16 protein-coding genes and 1 pseudogene are annotated in these 18,138 nt (G+C 35.6%); 4 read left to right on the top strand and 13 right to left on the bottom strand.

What is annotated here, in order from left to right; genetic code table 11:
• Positions 1-98 precede the first annotated feature (98 nt).
• Positions 99-710 carry a 30S ribosomal protein S4 gene (rpsD, locus tag CBF29_RS01565; RefSeq protein ID WP_126806599.1) on the top strand — a complete coding sequence of 204 codons (612 nt, stop codon included), beginning with the start codon at positions 99-101 and terminating at the stop codon, positions 708-710.
• 166 nt (positions 711-876) lie between these two features.
• Here rpsD and CBF29_RS01570 read toward each other — a convergent pair whose 3' ends face one another.
• Positions 877-1,377, bottom strand: coding sequence for an AAA family ATPase (locus tag CBF29_RS01570; protein ID WP_245987231.1), 501 nt, complete (start codon positions 1,375-1,377; stop codon positions 877-879).
• Positions 1,378-2,076: 699 nt separating this feature from the next.
• Between CBF29_RS01570 and CBF29_RS01575 the strand changes: the two genes are divergently transcribed.
• From CBF29_RS01575 to CBF29_RS13920, 3 genes are all read left to right on the top strand, one after another.
• Positions 2,077-2,757, top strand: a complete 681-nt coding sequence (locus tag CBF29_RS01575; protein WP_126806601.1) for a helix-turn-helix domain-containing protein — start codon at positions 2,077-2,079, stop codon at positions 2,755-2,757.
• Between the two features lie 137 nt (positions 2,758-2,894).
• Entirely contained in the window at positions 2,895-3,200 is a 306-nt protein-coding gene (locus CBF29_RS13915; protein ID WP_126806603.1) for a hypothetical protein, read from the top strand.
• A gap of 502 nt (positions 3,201-3,702) precedes the next feature.
• On the top strand, positions 3,703-3,879 hold the full coding sequence (locus CBF29_RS13920) for a transposase (protein ID WP_342775179.1): 177 nt from the start codon (positions 3,703-3,705) through the stop codon (positions 3,877-3,879).
• A 290-nt stretch (positions 3,880-4,169) separates the two neighbouring features.
• Here CBF29_RS13920 and CBF29_RS01590 read toward each other — a convergent pair whose 3' ends face one another.
• The 12 genes and pseudogenes from CBF29_RS01590 to CBF29_RS01645 all read right to left on the bottom strand — a co-directional run bounded on the left by CBF29_RS01590 (position 4,170) and on the right by CBF29_RS01645 (position 18,124).
• Complete coding sequence (locus tag CBF29_RS01590; RefSeq protein WP_126807075.1) at positions 4,170-5,093, bottom strand: LCP family glycopolymer transferase; 924 nt, start codon at positions 5,091-5,093, stop codon at positions 4,170-4,172.
• An 896-nt stretch (positions 5,094-5,989) separates the two neighbouring features.
• Entirely contained in the window at positions 5,990-7,402 is a 1,413-nt protein-coding gene (locus tag CBF29_RS01595) for a lipopolysaccharide biosynthesis protein (protein WP_170169955.1), read from the bottom strand.
• A 350-nt stretch (positions 7,403-7,752) separates the two neighbouring features.
• Complete coding sequence (locus CBF29_RS01600) at positions 7,753-8,679, bottom strand: glycosyltransferase (protein WP_126806608.1); 927 nt, start codon at positions 8,677-8,679, stop codon at positions 7,753-7,755.
• A gap of 2 nt (positions 8,680-8,681) precedes the next feature.
• Positions 8,682-9,899, bottom strand: a complete 1,218-nt coding sequence (locus CBF29_RS01605) for an O-antigen ligase family protein (protein WP_126806610.1) — start codon at positions 9,897-9,899, stop codon at positions 8,682-8,684.
• 731 nt (positions 9,900-10,630) lie between these two features.
• Entirely contained in the window at positions 10,631-11,554 is a 924-nt protein-coding gene (locus tag CBF29_RS01610) for an LCP family glycopolymer transferase (protein WP_126807077.1), read from the bottom strand.
• Positions 11,555-11,730: 176 nt separating this feature from the next.
• On the bottom strand, positions 11,731-12,570 hold the full coding sequence (gene rfbD, locus CBF29_RS01615) for a dTDP-4-dehydrorhamnose reductase (protein ID WP_126806613.1): 840 nt from the start codon (positions 12,568-12,570) through the stop codon (positions 11,731-11,733).
• Between the two features lie 44 nt (positions 12,571-12,614).
• Complete coding sequence (gene rfbB / locus CBF29_RS01620) at positions 12,615-13,643, bottom strand: dTDP-glucose 4,6-dehydratase (protein WP_126806615.1); 1,029 nt, start codon at positions 13,641-13,643, stop codon at positions 12,615-12,617.
• Between the two features lie 16 nt (positions 13,644-13,659).
• The gene (rfbC, locus tag CBF29_RS01625) at positions 13,660-14,232 is read right to left on the bottom strand and encodes a dTDP-4-dehydrorhamnose 3,5-epimerase (protein ID WP_211334238.1); all 573 of its coding nucleotides are present in this window, start codon (positions 14,230-14,232) and stop codon (positions 13,660-13,662) included.
• Positions 14,233-14,242: 10 nt separating this feature from the next.
• A complete protein-coding gene (gene rfbA, locus CBF29_RS01630) occupies positions 14,243-15,112 on the bottom strand; it encodes a glucose-1-phosphate thymidylyltransferase RfbA (protein WP_126806619.1) in 870 nt (289 codons plus the stop codon).
• Positions 15,113-15,537: 425 nt separating this feature from the next.
• On the bottom strand, positions 15,538-16,314 hold the full coding sequence (locus tag CBF29_RS01635) for an oligosaccharide flippase family protein (RefSeq protein ID WP_170169956.1): 777 nt from the start codon (positions 16,312-16,314) through the stop codon (positions 15,538-15,540).
• Between the two features lie 273 nt (positions 16,315-16,587).
• Positions 16,588-16,832: pseudogene (locus CBF29_RS13925) on the bottom strand (IS256 family transposase); the annotation flags it as partial.
• A gap of 578 nt (positions 16,833-17,410) precedes the next feature.
• The gene (locus tag CBF29_RS01645) at positions 17,411-18,124 is read right to left on the bottom strand and encodes a glycosyltransferase (protein WP_126806623.1); all 714 of its coding nucleotides are present in this window, start codon (positions 18,122-18,124) and stop codon (positions 17,411-17,413) included.
• Positions 18,125-18,138: the final 14 nt, after the last annotated feature.

An 18,138-nucleotide genomic window follows, 5' to 3' on the forward strand; every position in this document is an offset into this window, starting at 1 on the left:
CGCGGCTGCAAAGGTGAAGATTGAAGGATAAACTGAACGAATACAAAATTTTCAATTGATTATTTTACTCCAAACATATTATATTGGAGGAATTTTAAATGTCACGATACACTGGACCAAGCTGGAAAGTTTCTCGCCGTTTAGGCATCTCACTTTCTGGAACAGGTAAAGAATTAGCACGTCGTCCATATGCACCTGGTCAACACGGACCTAACAGCCGTGGAAAAAAATCTGAATACGGGATGCAGATGACGGAAAAACAAAAACTACGTCACATGTACGGTATGAACGAACGCCAATTTGTTAATACTTTTATCAAAGCCGGCAAACTTAAAGAAGGTAAACACGGTGTCAACTTCATGATCATGCTTGAACAACGTTTGGATAATGTTGTTTATCAATTAGGTTTGGCAACCACTCGTCGCCAAGCTCGTCAATTAGTGAATCATGGTCACATCTTAGTTGATGGCAAACGTGTAGATATCCCTTCTTACCAAGTAAGCGTTGGGCAAGTGATTTCTGTTAAAGAAAAATCACAAAACCTTAACATTATCAAAGAAGCCGTCGAATCTTCTATCGGCCGCCCTGCCTACGTTAGTTTCGATGATGAAAAACTTGAAGGTAGCTTAACTCGCTTACCTGAACGTGAAGAACTTTCTCAAGAAATTGATGAGTCTTACATCGTTGAATTCTACAACAAGAAACTTTAAGATTGCACTAAAAGCACTTAAACCCTTTTTCAGAGGGATTAAGTGCTTTTTTATTTATTCATAAGAGCATATCCTGACTTTTGAATACTTTGATGTGAGAATAACATTTCTTAGAAAGAACCTATACACCCAGTGAATGGATAAACATAGAATTCCAATTAACTGTCTATTTCTGTAGGTTTTCCAATATTTTTCTGACGACAATTTGTGTGTCTTCGGAATTATTAGAAATAACATCAGTAAACTCAAGCTGATTACATTTCTCTAAAAATTCGTCTAGTTTTGATACTCCCCATTCGAAAGTCCCGTCGTTTCTTTTCTTCAGTCTCATATAAATTTGGTCCTTTGTTACTTCCAATAAAAAATGTTTTACTATATGTCCTTTATCTCTTAGACCCTGAATTAGTTCTTCGTAATACTTCTTTTTATAAAGAGTCATCGGTACAATAATATCCCCATCAAATTCATCAGAAATTTTCCCTAACAGTTTCTTGTTAAAATCTCTCCATTCCGGATAATCTTGAGAGTCGTCTAACTTCATACAGTCAGGATATAATTTCTGAATAGTACCGCCAATAATTTCAGGATCGTAGATTATTGAGCCTTCTAATACTGCGCTTAGTTCTTTTGCAATGGTAGTTTTTCCCGATCCAAACGCTCCATTTATTCAAATAATCATAGTACTCCTTTCTAAAACCACATTAATATTTTTTTATCAAATTTTACCAAACATAATTATAATTTGAAAAACAATCACTCCTTAAAAGGGGATTATTAATACAATGACAATTTAATCACTGATAAACTTCAAGTTACAAAATTTCTTTTCACATTCAAAAACGAAAGGCTTGAATAGATTTTCTAGTACCTACTTTTTATAATTTTTCATAGTTTTAGTGAAATATTCGCCTTAAAAAGTTTGCCGAATGACGTAACATTTGAACTTTTTGACCATATCGCTAATATCAACTTTTTTCAAGTACCCCAGCTCACTTACTAATTTATGATGCTATTCAACCCTCTCATAAAAGCTTGTTTTTTGTCTAATCCTGCACGAAATATCCTCTCCCACTTTATTCAAAATTTTATGTAACGATTTCCATAATTTAAAAAATAGAGCGTGAACCGCTCATACTGTGCTCACATTTTTTTATTGGCTTATTTTACCCAAAAACATATTTCTTCTCCGAATAGATAATCCAGCTTGCATTATCAACTTCTGCAACTAAACTAAACCTAATCCTTGATGTAGCAGCATGTCAAAGGTCTTGTACATGCTAAAAACCCAGAAAATCTATAAATCTTCCAGCGGATTTGATACAATATCGTCAAATAAAGGGATATCATTTAATAAAAGGGGAACTAGATGAACGTTGGAAAAATTATCAAAGAAAAAAGATTAGAGTTAAATCTTACTCAGGAGGAAGTCGCTGCTAGCCTTTTTGTTTCCAGACAAACCATTTCAAACTGGGAAAACGAGAAAACTTTGCCAGATATCGAAAGCCTAATTCGTTTAGCAGAATTTTATGACATTTCCCTAGACAAATTATTGCTAAAAGGATCTGATGTTGTGGAAAATATTAAGAAACAAGAAAAAAATGCCGACTTAAGGCGCCTTATGAGATTGATCGCTTTTTCGAAATTGATAAATATTTTCCTCTTAGGCGTATGGATTACCATGATGGCCACTAGCCAACTAGGCCTTGAAATAATTCTTCCATTGCTGATTATCACAGTAGTAAACTTTGCTTTCTCTTTAACTACTCTAGACTCTAACAGCTTGACTGAGACAAATAATGAGCGTCATTCGTCCGATATAAAAGATGAAAATAAAATGTATGGTCCAGAAATTTTCGGATTATTATATTCGGTTCTGTTAAATTTTTTCATTGCCGGCATACTGTTATACAAAGGTATCGATTTATTCAAAGAAGGCCAAATAATGCAGGGAAGTCTTTACATTTTAGCATTCATTGTCTTCGCTTCATGGAGCATTTATTCTATCAAAAAATTCTGGAGACTTTATAAACAAAGTCTGAAAAAATGAGTTCTATAATATTTAGTGCCGGAAGAAAACCCGATAGGTTTTCTTCCGGCACTATTTTTTCACAAAATGTATAAAAAAAGAAATATCAATTAATAGAATTAAGTCAATAAACCAATTCACCAAGAAAGGATATCTTCATGAACTATCATACTAAAAAATTGCTTAGCTTAACAGATAAAAACTTGTATTTTTCGAAAGATTGTTTCGTTGAAGAAAAATTTCGGGAAATCACCACCTCGAGTATCAGACGCAGGCTCAACTATACCCTTGTGCGCTTCACAAAATATTTGGTGGAAAATGAAGGTCAGTTCATCAAATACGGCACCCGTACGGTTCGAATCAAGTTGCTTCCAGTCTGTTCTTATAAAATTATCTTAGAGCTTAAAAAAACAACTTTTTATGTAAAGAATGTGGGTCGACTTTTAATGTCAAAACCAAGTTAATCGAAGAAAATGGCTCGATCTTATCTGAAGTGAAACGAAAAATTGCGATGAAACTCACGATTAATTCCAGCAGAAAAGATAGTGAAGATAGATATTTTGTCTTTGATGTGACGGTGATGCGAAAGTGTGTCAACACCTTTAACCCAAAGTTTGATTGCTTAATCTCTGTCCTTTGCTTTGATGAATCCAAACCATGACTCACTATCGTAAAACTGATCCTCTAAACTATAAACGACTCAAGCGTTATTGGAAGCTGATTTTAAAGAATTCTTACCAACTGGATAGTTCAACGTCTCGCTATGATTGCTCCTTCCGACGCCCGATGTCCGAAAAAGCAATCATTGACTAACTGACTAGCTATGATAATACTCTAGAACTTGCATACACTACTTGCCAATTACTTTTATACCACTATAGACGGAAAGATAACCAATCATTTTTTTATATCATTCAGTCCTTGGATAGACAACAGCCAAAATAATTTCGGAAGAAACTCATCTTTTTGAACAAATACAAACAAGGCATTAAAAATGCCTTCAAAACGAACTATAGTAATGGTCCCTTGGAAAGCTTAAACAACAATATTAAAATAATAAATCGCATCGCCCATGGCTACAGGAGTTTTCTCAACTTGTATGCTAGAATTTATCTCTTTCAAGGGCTGATTTTGCTAGATTAGTCAAAAATAAAAAATAAGCTACCTAAGCAAACTGCTTAGGTAGACATCTGACTTTATTAATCAATTTAATCTCCATCAACACTATTTGACGAATAGCCCTTCTAACACTCAATGTGAAAACACTCGTATTACTTTTCTTAGCTAGTTAACAATTTTTCGAAACAATCCAATCATGTTTTTAACTGATTATGTACTAAAACAATTTATTAATACAGGTCATTAATAAATAATGGTTCCTGAACTATATGTTTTACAAGTCCTCAGAATCTTCAGCCAATTAAAATAGTGTCTTATTTAAGTCCTAGCTGTTCCTGCAGTAACGTTTGTACTCTTGTTAACTCTTCTGCTGGAATTTCCTGATAAGAAATACCGTCTAACATTATGCCTGAACCTGCCATCTGTTCAGTTTCAATGACTGTAAAGGCATCGCGATAATTTTTTTGCAGCGTCATCAGCTGATCCCAGTTTAAATCAGTTCTGACATTGTCTTTCAAGGTACTCAAAATTTCTGTATATTGAGTCAAGATAGATGGACTGACTGCTTTTTTCATGATTCCCATGACTACTTTTCTTTGGCGCTCCTGTCTGCCGTAGTCGCCTTCCGGGTCTTCATAACGCATCCTGACAAAAGACAGAGCCTCTTCTCCGTTCAAGTGAATGTTTCCTGTGTGAAAATCAGTTCCATCTTGAGAAAAGTCGAGGGTATTATCAACATTTACTCCACCAACGGCATCCACTACCTCTTTCAGTCCACCCATATTGACGCTGACATAATAATCAATGGGTATCTGAAGCAAGTTCTCCATCGAAGCAATGGCCATGTCTGCACCGCCAAATGCGTAGGCATGATTTAATTTATCATTTTGACCCCTGCCGACAATTTCCGTATACGTATCGCGCGGTATACTTAGCAAGGTAGTCTCCCCGTCCTCCGGATTTAATGTTGCCACCATCATCGTATCTGAGCGCCCCTGCTCATCACGGCCAAGATCACCCGTATCAATCCCAAGAAGCAAGACTGAAATCGGAACTTTTTTATTGATTTCTACCGGTGCATCACGCAACTCGGATTTCTCCCTTGTGGGTTTTTCATACATTTCATTAGCGGTTCCTTTAACATCAAAATAAACTTTGACCGCATAACCCGCTCCAGCCACAACCAGAAGCAGCAGAATGCTAGCAATCGTGATTCCAACTTTTTTACCTGTAGACATTTTTTTCTTTACTTTACGGTGTCTCTCAGCTCTTGACATATCTCTCTCCCATTTTTTTATTTCTTTAAGTTGTCGCAACATTCAAACCCATTTACAATTATTCCCATTGTAGGACAACAAAAAAAGAAAAACAAGAGAAACCAGATAGTTTTCCTTGTTTTTTCCGAAATAGGACTTAATTTATAGATTTCTTGACCTTAGAATTTATTGGGCTGAGGAATCAGAAAATGATTTTCATTGACTAATAAAAAACATACCGTCTTCTGATATAATTAATTCTCGGCAACCCCACACAGAAAGAATGATATGTATTATCTGGTCATTTAAAAAAATATTTCAAATCATAGAACCACATTTAACTATTTCAAATAGTTTCTCAGGAAACCATCTGTCACCAAAACACCTTAGTTATCCATGGAAAATTAAGACCTGAATTAAAAACTTGTCCCGACTACGAGTTCTCCCTAATATGATGCCTCAGGTTATAGTAAAAACGGAATGAAACAACCACTGTAAGATTTGGATCCTGTCAATATTTTCTATTTTGATTCACTTGAAAGTTTGAGACTAAGATTCTTTGATTATACCTATTGTTGAAGCTGCTGACAGCTACATAGACAATCCGTTATCACAGACATCTGTCAGTACCCGAGCACAGTGCTTGGGTGCTACTATCTCTTGACAGTGAGAACTTCTGGGATAACTTCAGTGGCACGCCCCTGACCTTTTAAAGATAGAAAGTTAATCGTGGAAACCCACCAACAGGAAAGGTTCGCTGTCAGGGGCAATGGGACAACAGGATAAAACAATGAACACCTCATAATTTTGCAAAAAAAGTTGCTCCATCACTCTTAGTCAAGAGAGATAGAGCAACCATAAGAATACGGTCATTTTTTCTACTTCTGTGTTTTAATCAATTCTCTTATCTCTTTGAAATTATTCTTCTTCAAAATAAGATAGAATCCTAGTGATATACTATAGATAATCCCACCTACTGCCATGCCTAAATTCCAACTTGTAATTATAAAAATCCCAACTAACAGAAATTCCAACAGCATATCTTGATAAATAGTTATCTTGATATATCGCGCTAAGATGATTTCAGCATATGAGCTTCTAAATGCCAGCAAAATCACAATACTTAACATTGAAAGAAACAAATCTTTTAATGCAAATACGAACAACAGAGTGCTTATCAGACTCAAAATAGCACTAAGTAAATTAACCTGAAAAATCTGTCTTTCTTTTCTCAGTACCTTCAGATATGTATTGGTTAGTAGACTAACTTTACTTTCGAAAACAACCATTGGAAAAACAATAGCCATATATTTGAGGGAATCAGCGTAATCAGGCAACCAGTTAGTCAAAATAATATTTAAGGGATAATAACAGAGCAATGCCACTAGTACCAACGGCATAATAATGCTTCGAACAATAGGATATATTTTAGCGTACTCACGCTCATTCACCCGTTTTAACAACGGGAAAATAGCAAGGCTGACGGCGTTGACAAAAACCATCAGCATATTAGAGATACTTAATGTTAAAGATATTTTTCCAAATATCGCTACACTCCACTGAGTTTGAATTCCAAATCGAACAATGCCAAGTATCAGTGTGCTTGCAATATTAGCAAACATCAGATTAATCCCCACCCGAATATTGTCTATAGATTCAGAATTATCCCACAATATACGAGATTTTTTTGGAAAAACAATACCCTTTATTTTCAATAGTGAAATCAACAATGAAAAAATCTTTCCCACTAGATCGGACAGAATATAGTACTCAAATTTATCAACTCTCATAACAAGCAGACCTAGCACTATAACAATGTATATTAGTCTATCTATAATTGTGATAACAGAAAAATCTTTCATGCGATTGGTTGCCTGAAGAATAAAAGTTGAAAATGTTCGCATATTAAGAACAACAATATTTATTGTTGTTGCAAGCAAAACAAACTCTTTCTCAGCACTACTCTTGGCAAACAGTAGAATACCTGCAATGAATAAAATCGTAATGACAGTTTGTGAAATCAACAGCGCATAAAATTGCCCACTAAATTTTGACTTATCAAGTTTCTCATAGTCTTCACCGCCATATTTCAGATAAATGCCATCGCACCAGCCAAAATGGAGAAAACCAACATATGAAACATAAAATAAATATAATTGAAAATAGCCATATGATTCTATTCCTAGCAACTTTGGTAAAAAGAGAGTAACAATAGTTGATACTAAAAGTGTCAGCAGATTGGAGCCGACTGTATACATGATATTAAAAAAAAGAGTCTTGAATTTTTTCAAAAGAGCACCTCCCATCGAGCGGCTCTTAATTCAATAAATGCCGCTAACGTTTAAAATATTTTCATTCAATTTCTTCTCGTGCGAAATTATTTTCTACTTTCTTAACTCACGAATGTCTTTTGAAGAGTTATCGTAATAATGCTTCTAGTTTGTCTAATTTAAATATCATACACAATGCTGTATTCATGTTTTGTAAGTATGATTTATTGTGTTGAATGACTCTTTGACAATCAGATAACCATAGATTATTGAAACTCCTTATTACAACAATATTTTCCCCAAGTCCTATGAGCAAGGGGATTTCTAATTGCAACGAATGCTTTTGAAATCCCTGATCCTTTATTTAGAAATTAATATAGTGATGCATAAAAAATTAATGTCTGAACCCGATTAAAAGCTTTAAAATTATTTCTTTTCGCCTCAAAAATACTCTTTATTCCCTTTTCAAAAATAATTTTTTTATAAGTTTTGAAAATATCTTTTCCTTCACTCGTCCCATGCTTGTTGATTACTTTTTCAATTTCAAGAGAGAGAGTTTTTTTGTTTTTTATATATGCTTCTTTATTATGAAAACTTTTAATCGTTCGTTGAACTCTATTCTTAAGTTTTTTCGTTTCCTCACGATAAGTAACATTATTCGAATGTACTCTGTGCAGCATGGTAGGAGTATGATAATAGACTATATGTCCACACAAGCTGGCAATGATTGCATACCAGTTATCGTGGTTGTCAGCCTCAATCGGTATATCTTTTCCAATACTAACCATCGCAGGAGTTAATAACATCGTACATCCCATTAACCAATTTTGTACTATTATATTTTCTGGAACGTTACGAAATTCCATGGTGTTTTCATATGCGATTGATTTTTGACCTGTTGAATCCTGATAATTAAAATAGTTTGTATACAATAATATTTTTTCATTTTGTTTATTTTCAAATGTCATCAGGTAATCCAAGGATACCTCAATTTTATCTTCAAACCAGACATCATCCTGATCAGCAAACATCACGTAACTATCTGCAGATACGTAAGAAATAAGCTCCCTGAAATTTAGGCATTGCCCCATATTTCCTTTCTTATCGTTGACTATCCTTATGCGATTATCTTTTTCAGAAAATTGCCTTAGTAAATTGATAGAATTATCATTTGAACCATCATCTCTAACAATCAGAGTCCAATTAGTATGTGTTTGTTTTAAAATACTTTCAATTTGTGCGGAAAGATACTTCTCACCATTATATGTTGCCATAAGTATTTCAACATGTTTCTCCATTTTTATTCCTTATCCTTTTCATTCAAATTATATCTATCCACCAGCATCAACCCATAGAAAAGAAACCACATCCCATCAAAAGATTGGATATATGGATTAGTTGCATTTGCGATCATAACGCTAGTTAGCCCTATTGTAAAAGCTAAGTTAACAAAATTTCTTTCCAAAATACTAAGTCTAAATAACTTATATATCAACCAGCCATATAAAAACATCAGACTAAGAAAGCCTACTAATCCCGTCTGAAAAAGTAATGCAACATATGTTAATTCATACATTCCGGGAACATCTTGTGATCTTACGATTGTTTCTGTATTCACCCCGTATCCATGTCCAAAAAATGGTTTCTGTTTCCAACCATCAATAAGAGCATCGAATTGCAAGCTCCTTAATTCATCTCCTTGGACTATGAGGCTAGCATCAATATTTAGAATTCGACTATTTGGGAAAAATATTAGTAATAAACCAAAAGCTACTAATACAGCTATTCCTATGCCAACAATTATTTTTAACATATTCCTTTTTTTAATCCAGATGCCATCAATTAAAATACAAAGAAATATTGCAATCATTATTGTACCGATTAGCGCACGCCTCCCAGTTAAAAAAACAATAAAGAGCGACAATAATAATAGGACATATTTTTTTATGGTTGCCTTTTTATCGGAAGTATCGCCAAAATATACTATCGTTAACAAAAATGGGACCAAAAAAATCAACGAAGAGATCGATGGGGTAAAATAAGCTAAAAAGTCAGATGTCTCCTCAATTACAAATGGGAAAAATTCGGATATAAATCCAGTGAATGGCAAATCTATAAAGTGTGACGCAAAGGTGTACATAAATAATCCTAATATGACATAAAGTGCTAACGTTGTTACCTTTTCCAAATTAATACTTACTTTGGGAATTACAAAAAGGATTAAATATAATAAAGGCCAGATAACGTAGCTTGGTAACAATTGGAATAAAACACTAGTGTTACCTAACGTCCCTTTTAATATGGACATTGTGTTAACGAGGGTGTACAATGCAAACCACCCTATTACTGAGCGACTCACTTTATACTTAATTTCTTTTCTGCTTAAAAACAAAAGTAAAACACAAATTAATATGAATACTAATTTTACCGGCTGCAAAACAGTCGGGGTAACTAGTATCAAAAAAATTAATAAAAAAATTGTAGTTTCATACTTTTTTATAAAAGATGTGTTCGTCATACCTTTTTCCTTTCTTATTTCAAGTAGGCCTCTTTACAATTTGCGATCATTTTTGCTCAATCATTAGATCATTATACTCAAAAAAAAATAATAAATTTTGACAATCTAGCAAAATTTTTTCAAATTAGGAATCTAATTCGCCATTTTAAAATATTTAACCTATTTCTTATCTATTTCAGATTCGATCACAATTTTTTCTACCTGAAATATGGTTGATTAAATTTTCCATCAAATTTTTTTAATAACTATATGGTTTCCCAGGTCTATTGATTTCACAATTGCACTACTTGTTAAGCTGCAATACGTCCAGTATTCTTATTTATAAAATTCCTTTTAGATAAGAGTCAGCTACCGGTGAACGTAACGTATACATGCTGTTTTCATTAATCTTTGGAGCCATGACTTTTAATAATAACAAGTCTTTCAACTTTATATTTCCCACAAAATAAGAACCGGCTATATTATTAAAAAATCTATGAAGCTATGTTTCTTAAGCATGAGAAAATCAACACTATCTTGCTTATAGAATCTAAAAAAATCTTAGACCTTTAAGCATATACCCTTGAGTCGATGATCTGATTTTCAGAACCATTCTAAAATCTAAATCATACCAAAAATAGTTTCTCATATTCTCCTCAAACTATTCTCCTCGAAAAATCAATGTGTTCTTCTCTCATGCTATTTATTGTTTTCATCCATTCAAATTTATAAAGTCGCGTTAGAACTTTATTCTACTTTAGTTCTAACTGTTCCTGCAATAATGTCTGAACTCTCGTTAACTCTTCCCAGGAAATCTCTTGATAAGAAATACCATCCAACATTATTCCAGCACCTTTCATTTGGTCCATTTCAATGACTGTAAAGGCATCGCGATAATTTTTTTGCAGTGTCATCAGCTGATCCCAGTTTAAATCAGTTCTGACATTGTCTTTCAAGGTACTCAAAATTTCTGTATATTGAGTCAAGATAGATGGACTGACTGCTTTTTTCATGATTCCCATGACTACTTTTCTTTGGCGCTCCTGTCGGCCATAGTCACCTTCCGGGTCTTCATAACGCATCCTGACAAAAGACAGCGCTTCTTCTCCGTTCAAGTGGATGTTTCCTGTGTGAAAATCAGTTCCATCTTGAGAAAAGTCGAGGGTATTATCAACATTTACTCCACCGACAGCATCCACTACCTCTTTCAGTCCCCCCATATTGACGCTGACATAATAATCAATGGGTATCTGAAGCAAATTCTCCATCGAAGCGATGGCCATGTCTGCACCGCCAAATGCGTAGGCATGATTTAATTTATCATTTTGACCCATACCGACAATTTCCGTATACGTATCGCGTGGTATACTTAGCAAGGTAGTCTCCCCGTCCTCCGGATTTAATGTTGCCACCATCATCGTATCTGAGCGCCCCTGCTCATCACGGCCAAGATCACCCGTATCAATTCCAAGAAGCAAGACTGAAATCGGAACTTTTTTGTTGATTTCTACCGGTGCATCACGCAACTCGGATTTCTCCCTTGTGGGTTTTTCATACATTTCATTAGCGGTTCCTTTAACATCCAAATAAACTTTGACCGCATAACCCGCTCCAGCCACAACCAGAAGCAGCAGAATGCTAGCAATCGTGATTCCAACTTTTTTACCTGTAGACATTTTTTTCTTTACTTTACGGTGTCTCTCAGCTCTTGACATATCTCTCTCCCATTTTTTTATTTCTTTAAGTTGTCGCAACATTCAAACCCATTTACAATTATTCCCATTGTAGGACAACAAAAAAAGAAAAACAAGAGAAACCAGATAGTTTTCCTTGTTTTTCTCGAGAATGTAACTCAATTTATAGATTTTTTAAATTTTGCCAGTGCAGTTTGCCATGTATCAATAACGAATCCTGTTTCTTTCGCTTTTGACAAACTCATGATCGAATATTTAGGTCGCGTTGCCTTTTGAGGAAACTCAGCCGAAGTCACTGGTCGTACCTCGGTCGATGTCTCTTTTAGTATTTCTTTGGCAAACTCATACCATGAACAACTGTTATCATTGGAAAACTGATAGATTCCGTAAGGTTGATTGCTGTCTACTAAATACACCATAAACTCGACCAAACTTCTGGTCCAAGTCGGACGGCCTACCTGATCTGCCACCACCGTTAAAAAATCTCTTTCCTTTGCCAAGCGCTGCATCGTGTAGACAAAATTATTACCGTATTCGCCGTAAACCCAAGAGGTCCTAATAATATAATAGTTGTCTAATATTTCTGCTACAGCTTGTTCTCCAAGAAGTTTCGCCCGTCCGTATTCATTTTGAGGATTGAGGGGGTCATCTTCTGAATATTCACCAAACTCTTTTGTCCCGTCAAACACATAATCGGTGCTGAGATAAACTAACTTGGCGCCAACGGACTTGGCAGCAAGCGCAACATTTTTAGTCCCGTCCACATTGACTTTCTCATTCAATTGTTTTCCTTCATCTTCTGCTTTGTCTACTGCAGTATAGGCAGCACAATGATAGATGATGTCAGGTTGGATTTGCTTAACTAGTGCCAGTGTTGCATCTAAATCTGTAATATCCATCTCTTGTGCATCTGTGGAATAATAAGGAATATTTTTTTCATCTAGGTAATGTCGCAACTCTGTTCCAAGCTGTCCGTTACCTCCAGTCAGTAAAATCATGACATTCTTCCTTCCAAGCCACCAAAATTTCTCCGGTGTTCATATTATTGTCCTTGTTTAGCATACTTGGCTTCGACAGCTTTCTTTTCTGCTTGCCACCACTCTTTATTGTCTGTGTACCATTTAATAGTATCGGTTAAACCGTCACGAAAATTTGTAAATTGAGGACGCCAGCCGAGTTCTTCTCTCAATCTGGTTGCATCAATAGCATAGCGTAAATCATGACCCGGACGGTCGGCTACGTGGTCATAGGCATCTTTAGGCTGCCCCATCAATTCTAAAATCAATTCGATGACAGTCTTATTGTCTTCTTCTCCATCTGCACCAATCAAATATGTCTCCCCGATACGCCCTTTGTTTAAAATTAGCCATACAGCCGACGAGTGATCGTTTGTGTGAATCCAGTCGCGAACATTTTTCCCTTCACCATAAAGTTTTGGACGAATACCGCATAAGACATTGGTAATTTGTCGAGGAATAAGTTTTTCGATGTGCTGATACGGACCATAGTTGTTTGAACAATTCGAAATAGTCGCCTGCAATCCAAAGGAACGAACCCAAGCTCTAACCAATAAGTCTGAGCCGGCCTTTGTTGCTGAGTAGGGGCTGGAAGGATTATAGGCTGTTTCAGCTGTGAATTTCTCCCCTTCTCCTTCGCCATGACCAGGCAAATCTTCCCGTAAAGGTAAATCACCGTAAACTTCATCTGTGGACACATGATGATAACGTACATCATATTTGCGGCAAGCTTCTAATAGTGTGTATGTCCCAATCAAATTAGTTTGGACGAATGGGAAAGGGTCTGTCAGTGAGTTGTCATTATGAGACTCTGCCGCATAATGTACAACGGCATCCGTGTCCTTAACTAATGTGTCGACCAGCTTTGCATCGGCTACATCTCCAACAACCAATTTCACTCGATCTTTTGGCAAACCGGCAAGATTGGCTTCATTGCCTGCGTAGGTCAACTTATCTAAAACAGTGATTTCAATCTCTGGATGATTTTCTGCCACGTAGTGAACAAAATTCGAACCGATAAATCCAGCGCCGCCCGTAACAATTATTTTTTTCATGTGAACTCCCTCTTTCTTAAATCTCACCGTACACAAATGGATTGATAGATTCAAATTCTTTTAGTGTCGGGTGCTGCTGATCTTTTTCGGATAAAATAGCTTTGTCAATGGACATCGGCCAAGTAATTCCCAAATCAGGGTCATCGAAAGCGATGCCTGCATCTGCAGCTCCATCATAATAGTTGTCGCACTTGTACAAAAAATTGACGTTTGGCGTCAATGTCATAAATCCGTGGGCATATCCTTTGGGGACCAGTAGTTGGCGATGATTATATTCCGAAAGAATATAACCTTCCCATTGAGCGTACGTCGGACTGCCTTTACGAATATCAACAATCACATCTAAAACTACTCCTGAAACCACTCTGATTAGTTTAGTTTGAGCCGATGCCCCATTTTGGAAATGAAGGCCACGAATCACTCCAGCTTCGGCTGATAATGAATGATTGTCCTGAATGAAATCGTAATGAATGCCTCCATCTTTAAAATCTTTTTCGGAATAGCTTTCGGTGAAAAACCCCCGATGATCTCCAAAAACACTTGGTTCAATAAGTTTCACATCTGTTAAATTAGTTTCTGTTACTTTGATTTTTCCCATTTTATCCCTCTTTTGCCAAGTTCAGCATATATTGCCCGTATTGATTTTTTTTCAACGGCTGGGCCAATTCGATGAGCTGGTCTCTTGTGATATAGCCCATACGATAAGCAATTTCTTCCAAACAAGCCACTTTCAAATTTTGGCGTTTCTCGATTGTTTCAATAAAAGTCGATGCTTCTAATAAGGATTCGTGTGTCCCAGTATCTAACCAGGCAAATCCCCGTCCCATGACTTCTACATTCAGCTCTCCTAGTTCAAGATACTCTCTGTTGACATCGGTGATTTCCAGTTCTCCACGTTCGGAAGGTTTGATATTTTTGGCAATGTCCACCACCCGATTATCATAAAAATAAAGCCCGGTCACTGCATAATTAGATTTAGGCTTATCAGGCTTTTCTTCGATGGAAATAGCTTTCATCTCTTCATCAAACTCAACCACTCCAAAACGCTCCGGGTCGCTTACATGATAACCAAAGACAGTGGCACCTTTTTCATTTGCCGCAGAGCGCTGTAATAATTTAGACAAGCCGCTCCCATAATAAATATTATCACCTAATATTAAACATACAGAGTCAGTACCGATGAACTCTTCACCGATGATAAACGCTTGCGCAAGGCCATCTGGACTTTCCTGGACGGCATACTCGATGGACAAACCGATATCTTTGCCATCTCCAAGCAATTCTTCAAACCTTGGTGTGTCTGTCGGTGTGGAAATCACCAGCACTTCCTTGATTCCTGCCAACATCAATGTCGATAAAGGATAATAAATCATCGGTTTATCGTAAACTGGCATCAGTTGTTTTGAAACAGCCTTTGTTAAAGGATACAGTCGTGTACCGCTTCCCCCTGCTAAAATAATTCCCTTCATTTTTTCAACTCCTATTTATAATCATTAATTTTAATTCTAACAAAATAAGGTAATAATAGTCAGCTTGTCATAATACCTTCTTTTTTATATTTCCACAAAAATCAAAGTATAATCTCAAGATTAGAAGATTGTAATAAAATTTAAATTCACGCTCAGACCCATACTATGTACTATGTATCTCGCAGAGTCTTCTTTGATAAAAATTAATATCGCTCTAAATCAATAGGAAAATATTAATACCAATAATATTGACTAAAAAAAATTGCAACTTTAATACCTTTGATTTAGAATACCAAAATCAAAGGTATTATTCTAAAGAGACTGATACACTAGTAATCAAAAAAGATGTAGGACACATCACATTAAAAACCTACCCTACCCTAAATAATATAACGAAACAGTTATGCGCTCGGAGACTCTCGAAATCAACTCTTTGTACCATACATGCCTTTAGGAACATCGATCTTTTTTTTCTTTAAAAAGATAAACATTAAGACTGTCACGAAGCTTTCTATTAACAAAGCGTTGACGGCTGTCCCTTTTTCATGAAAGAAATAAGTTAGTATGATGATAGTCGCGACGCTAATCAACCCAGAAATCACATAAATTCTCGACAATTCTTTTTTATACCCAAACGTCGTCATCGTCATCATACCATAAATGTTGCTCCAGGCGACCATGAGAGGCAAAAATGACATAATTTGAATCAATTCTACTGAATGCTGAAAATTGTTTTGAAAAAATAAACTTAGAATTGGACCGATACCAAAAAGAAGAATCAAGCAACCTGCTGTAAAAACAAGAGTGACTACTATCCATATTTTTTGAATCAGCTTCATTGCGGAAGCTTTTGAGTTCATTGCGAGCTGTGTCACCTTTGGATAAAATGTTTGAGTGATTGGTGAGACCACACTGGCACATACTCGGATCAGTGTATTCGCAATATTAAAATCCCCTGTAGCTGAGTCTCCAGCAACAAGCCCTAGAACAAAAATATTTGTAGTGTTATAAATACTCGTTGAAAAAGTGGATAAAAAAAGATGCCATGAGTATCGATACTGACTTATTAAATCTGAAATTTTAGGAATTCGGAATCTAACATTGTAACGGTAGCGTACAATCAAACTCGCTATGACCCCAATGACAAGATATCCCAGAGAATTTAGAATAGCAACATTATATAAATCTGCTGGACTCTTCACAAAAACAAACATGTCTAACGTAAAGATAAAACAAAAAATCGTATCAGCAGCTTACAAGCGATCATAAAACATTGCATCACCGCTTGAAAAAAATGTTCAAACTATAGTTTTCTATCCCTAGACCCATGATAAGATGAAGGATTATAATCAAAAGAAAAATAAAACTAAACATTTCAACGCTGCTCAAAGATATGAAGTTGGACGCTGGTTTTACCTTAACTCATTTAGACAAGATTTATGTGTAAATAGAACAACCCATCCTGTTTTTTTCAGTTAAAGCATTGATTCCAATGTGCCTTGAATTTCCTTGAGCCCCTCATAAATACATCCTAAAAAAGTTTGATTGTAGTCATTGTATTGTGAGTCCAAGACTCTCTCTAGAGACTCTTCATTAGGAAATTAAAAAATGTTAATATCGCAGGATTCAAGGGTCGCTTGACCACTCTTGGGCTCTGCTCTTTCCACTTTTCAATCATTCTATTTATTAGATTGAGGGCTTCTTCTTTAGAAACTGTTTGTCACTTTAGGGAAATGTGAGTGGCATCCATAAAAATGACAGAGTGTCGTGAGTCTGGTTGCCTATCCGTGAATGAGCTGTTACATGGCCTTTTATCTTTTACACAATTATATGGACTTTATCTAGGATATCATAATTTTTTTGAAATTGCATACTTCAATTATTTACACTACTCTTAAAATCTTTGTTTGGTCAAATGGCTTGTTATATTCAACGCTAGCAAAAAGAAAGTTTCTAGGCCATCTCTGCATCCTTGATTATACGTATATTAAACTAGCCAAGCCTTTGATTTCTTCCACCCCGAGCCAATGTGATCAAACTAAACACACATCAGCATATGTTGTTTCATTCACAATAAAAAATGGTTGATTATCTCAATTTTGGGGGATTTACTAATAAATCAACGTTCAATCGATAAAGTGTTGAATACTGTCGATTGAACGTTAATATTTGAATATCGGTACTTTTTCATCATTTGGCAATCCTCTTAAAAATTCTACAATTAAAAGGGAGCCACACTTTTAAAATATTTACAATGACTATCTTAATTCAATAAATTCTTTAATTCATAAACTTTTTTTAAAAAAAATCTGAATTATACTTTATTACAGCCTTCAAAGTATTTATTCTCCCTTTCAAACGCTCAATAAAACTTCTTTTTTTAATAGATGTTGCATTATCACCATGGCGAACAAATAACATCAACACATCGTCAATCATCGTTACCTTTTTTTTATGCATCAATGCACTCAAGGCCACCCACTGGTCATGCATTTCAATCGTCTTTGGAAATGGAAGGGAATCTTGAGCAACCTCGGAAGTAAAAGCCATCATACAGCCAGAAAAACCATTTTTAATAATTGTATTTAAAACCGTTGGCTGCAAATTATTAGCATTATGCTGATTCCAAGAATCGCTGATTTTTTTCAAATCACCATCGACGACTTTCGAATCATGAACGATCACATCGCTGCCTGTTAACTGCATTTTCCGCAAAATAGTATCAACTTTACCATCCAGCCAAATATCGTCTTGGTCTGACAAAAAAATGATTTCTCCTTTTGCCAGCGCTAGAGCTCGTTCAAAGCTTTTTATCGGACCAATATTTGTTTGATTCACATATAAACAAATTCTACTATCATGCAATCCTTCAATAAGGGCTTTAGTCTGATCTGTCGAGCCGTCATCAACTATTATTATTTCATCATTGGCACTCAACTGACGAAGAATTGAATCCAATTGGCGAATAACGAAAGCTGAGCCGTTATACGTAGCCATACAAATCGAAAGCATATTCTCCCCCTCTT

Origin of the sequence: Vagococcus elongatus, from assembly GCF_003987645.1 — a bacterium.
GTDB classification, from domain to species: domain Bacteria; phylum Bacillota; class Bacilli; order Lactobacillales; family Vagococcaceae; genus Vagococcus_A; species Vagococcus_A elongatus.

Bases quoted from the DNA above. Each gene is read 5' to 3' on its own strand.
- rpsD (WP_126806599.1), top strand. From the start codon at position 99: ATGTCACGATACACTGGACCAAGCTGGAAAGTTTCTCGCCGTTTAGGC.
- CBF29_RS01575 (WP_126806601.1), top strand. From the start codon at position 2,077: ATGAACGTTGGAAAAATTATCAAAGAAAAAAGATTAGAGTTAAATCTT.
- CBF29_RS13915 (WP_126806603.1), top strand. From the start codon at position 2,895: ATGAACTATCATACTAAAAAATTGCTTAGCTTAACAGATAAAAACTTG.
- CBF29_RS01590 (WP_126807075.1), bottom strand. From the start codon at position 5,093: ATGTCTACAGGTAAAAAAGTTGGAATCACGATTGCTAGCATTCTGCTG.
- CBF29_RS01600 (WP_126806608.1), bottom strand. From the start codon at position 8,679: ATGGAGAAACATGTTGAAATACTTATGGCAACATATAATGGTGAGAAG.
- CBF29_RS01605 (WP_126806610.1), bottom strand. From the start codon at position 9,899: ATGACGAACACATCTTTTATAAAAAAGTATGAAACTACAATTTTTTTA.
- CBF29_RS01610 (WP_126807077.1), bottom strand. From the start codon at position 11,554: ATGTCTACAGGTAAAAAAGTTGGAATCACGATTGCTAGCATTCTGCTG.
- rfbD (WP_126806613.1), bottom strand. From the start codon at position 12,570: ATGATTTTACTGACTGGAGGTAACGGACAGCTTGGAACAGAGTTGCGA.
- rfbB (WP_126806615.1), bottom strand. From the start codon at position 13,643: ATGAAAAAAATAATTGTTACGGGCGGCGCTGGATTTATCGGTTCGAAT.
- rfbA (WP_126806619.1), bottom strand. From the start codon at position 15,112: ATGAAGGGAATTATTTTAGCAGGGGGAAGCGGTACACGACTGTATCCT.
- CBF29_RS01645 (WP_126806623.1), bottom strand. From the start codon at position 18,124: ATGCTTTCGATTTGTATGGCTACGTATAACGGCTCAGCTTTCGTTATT.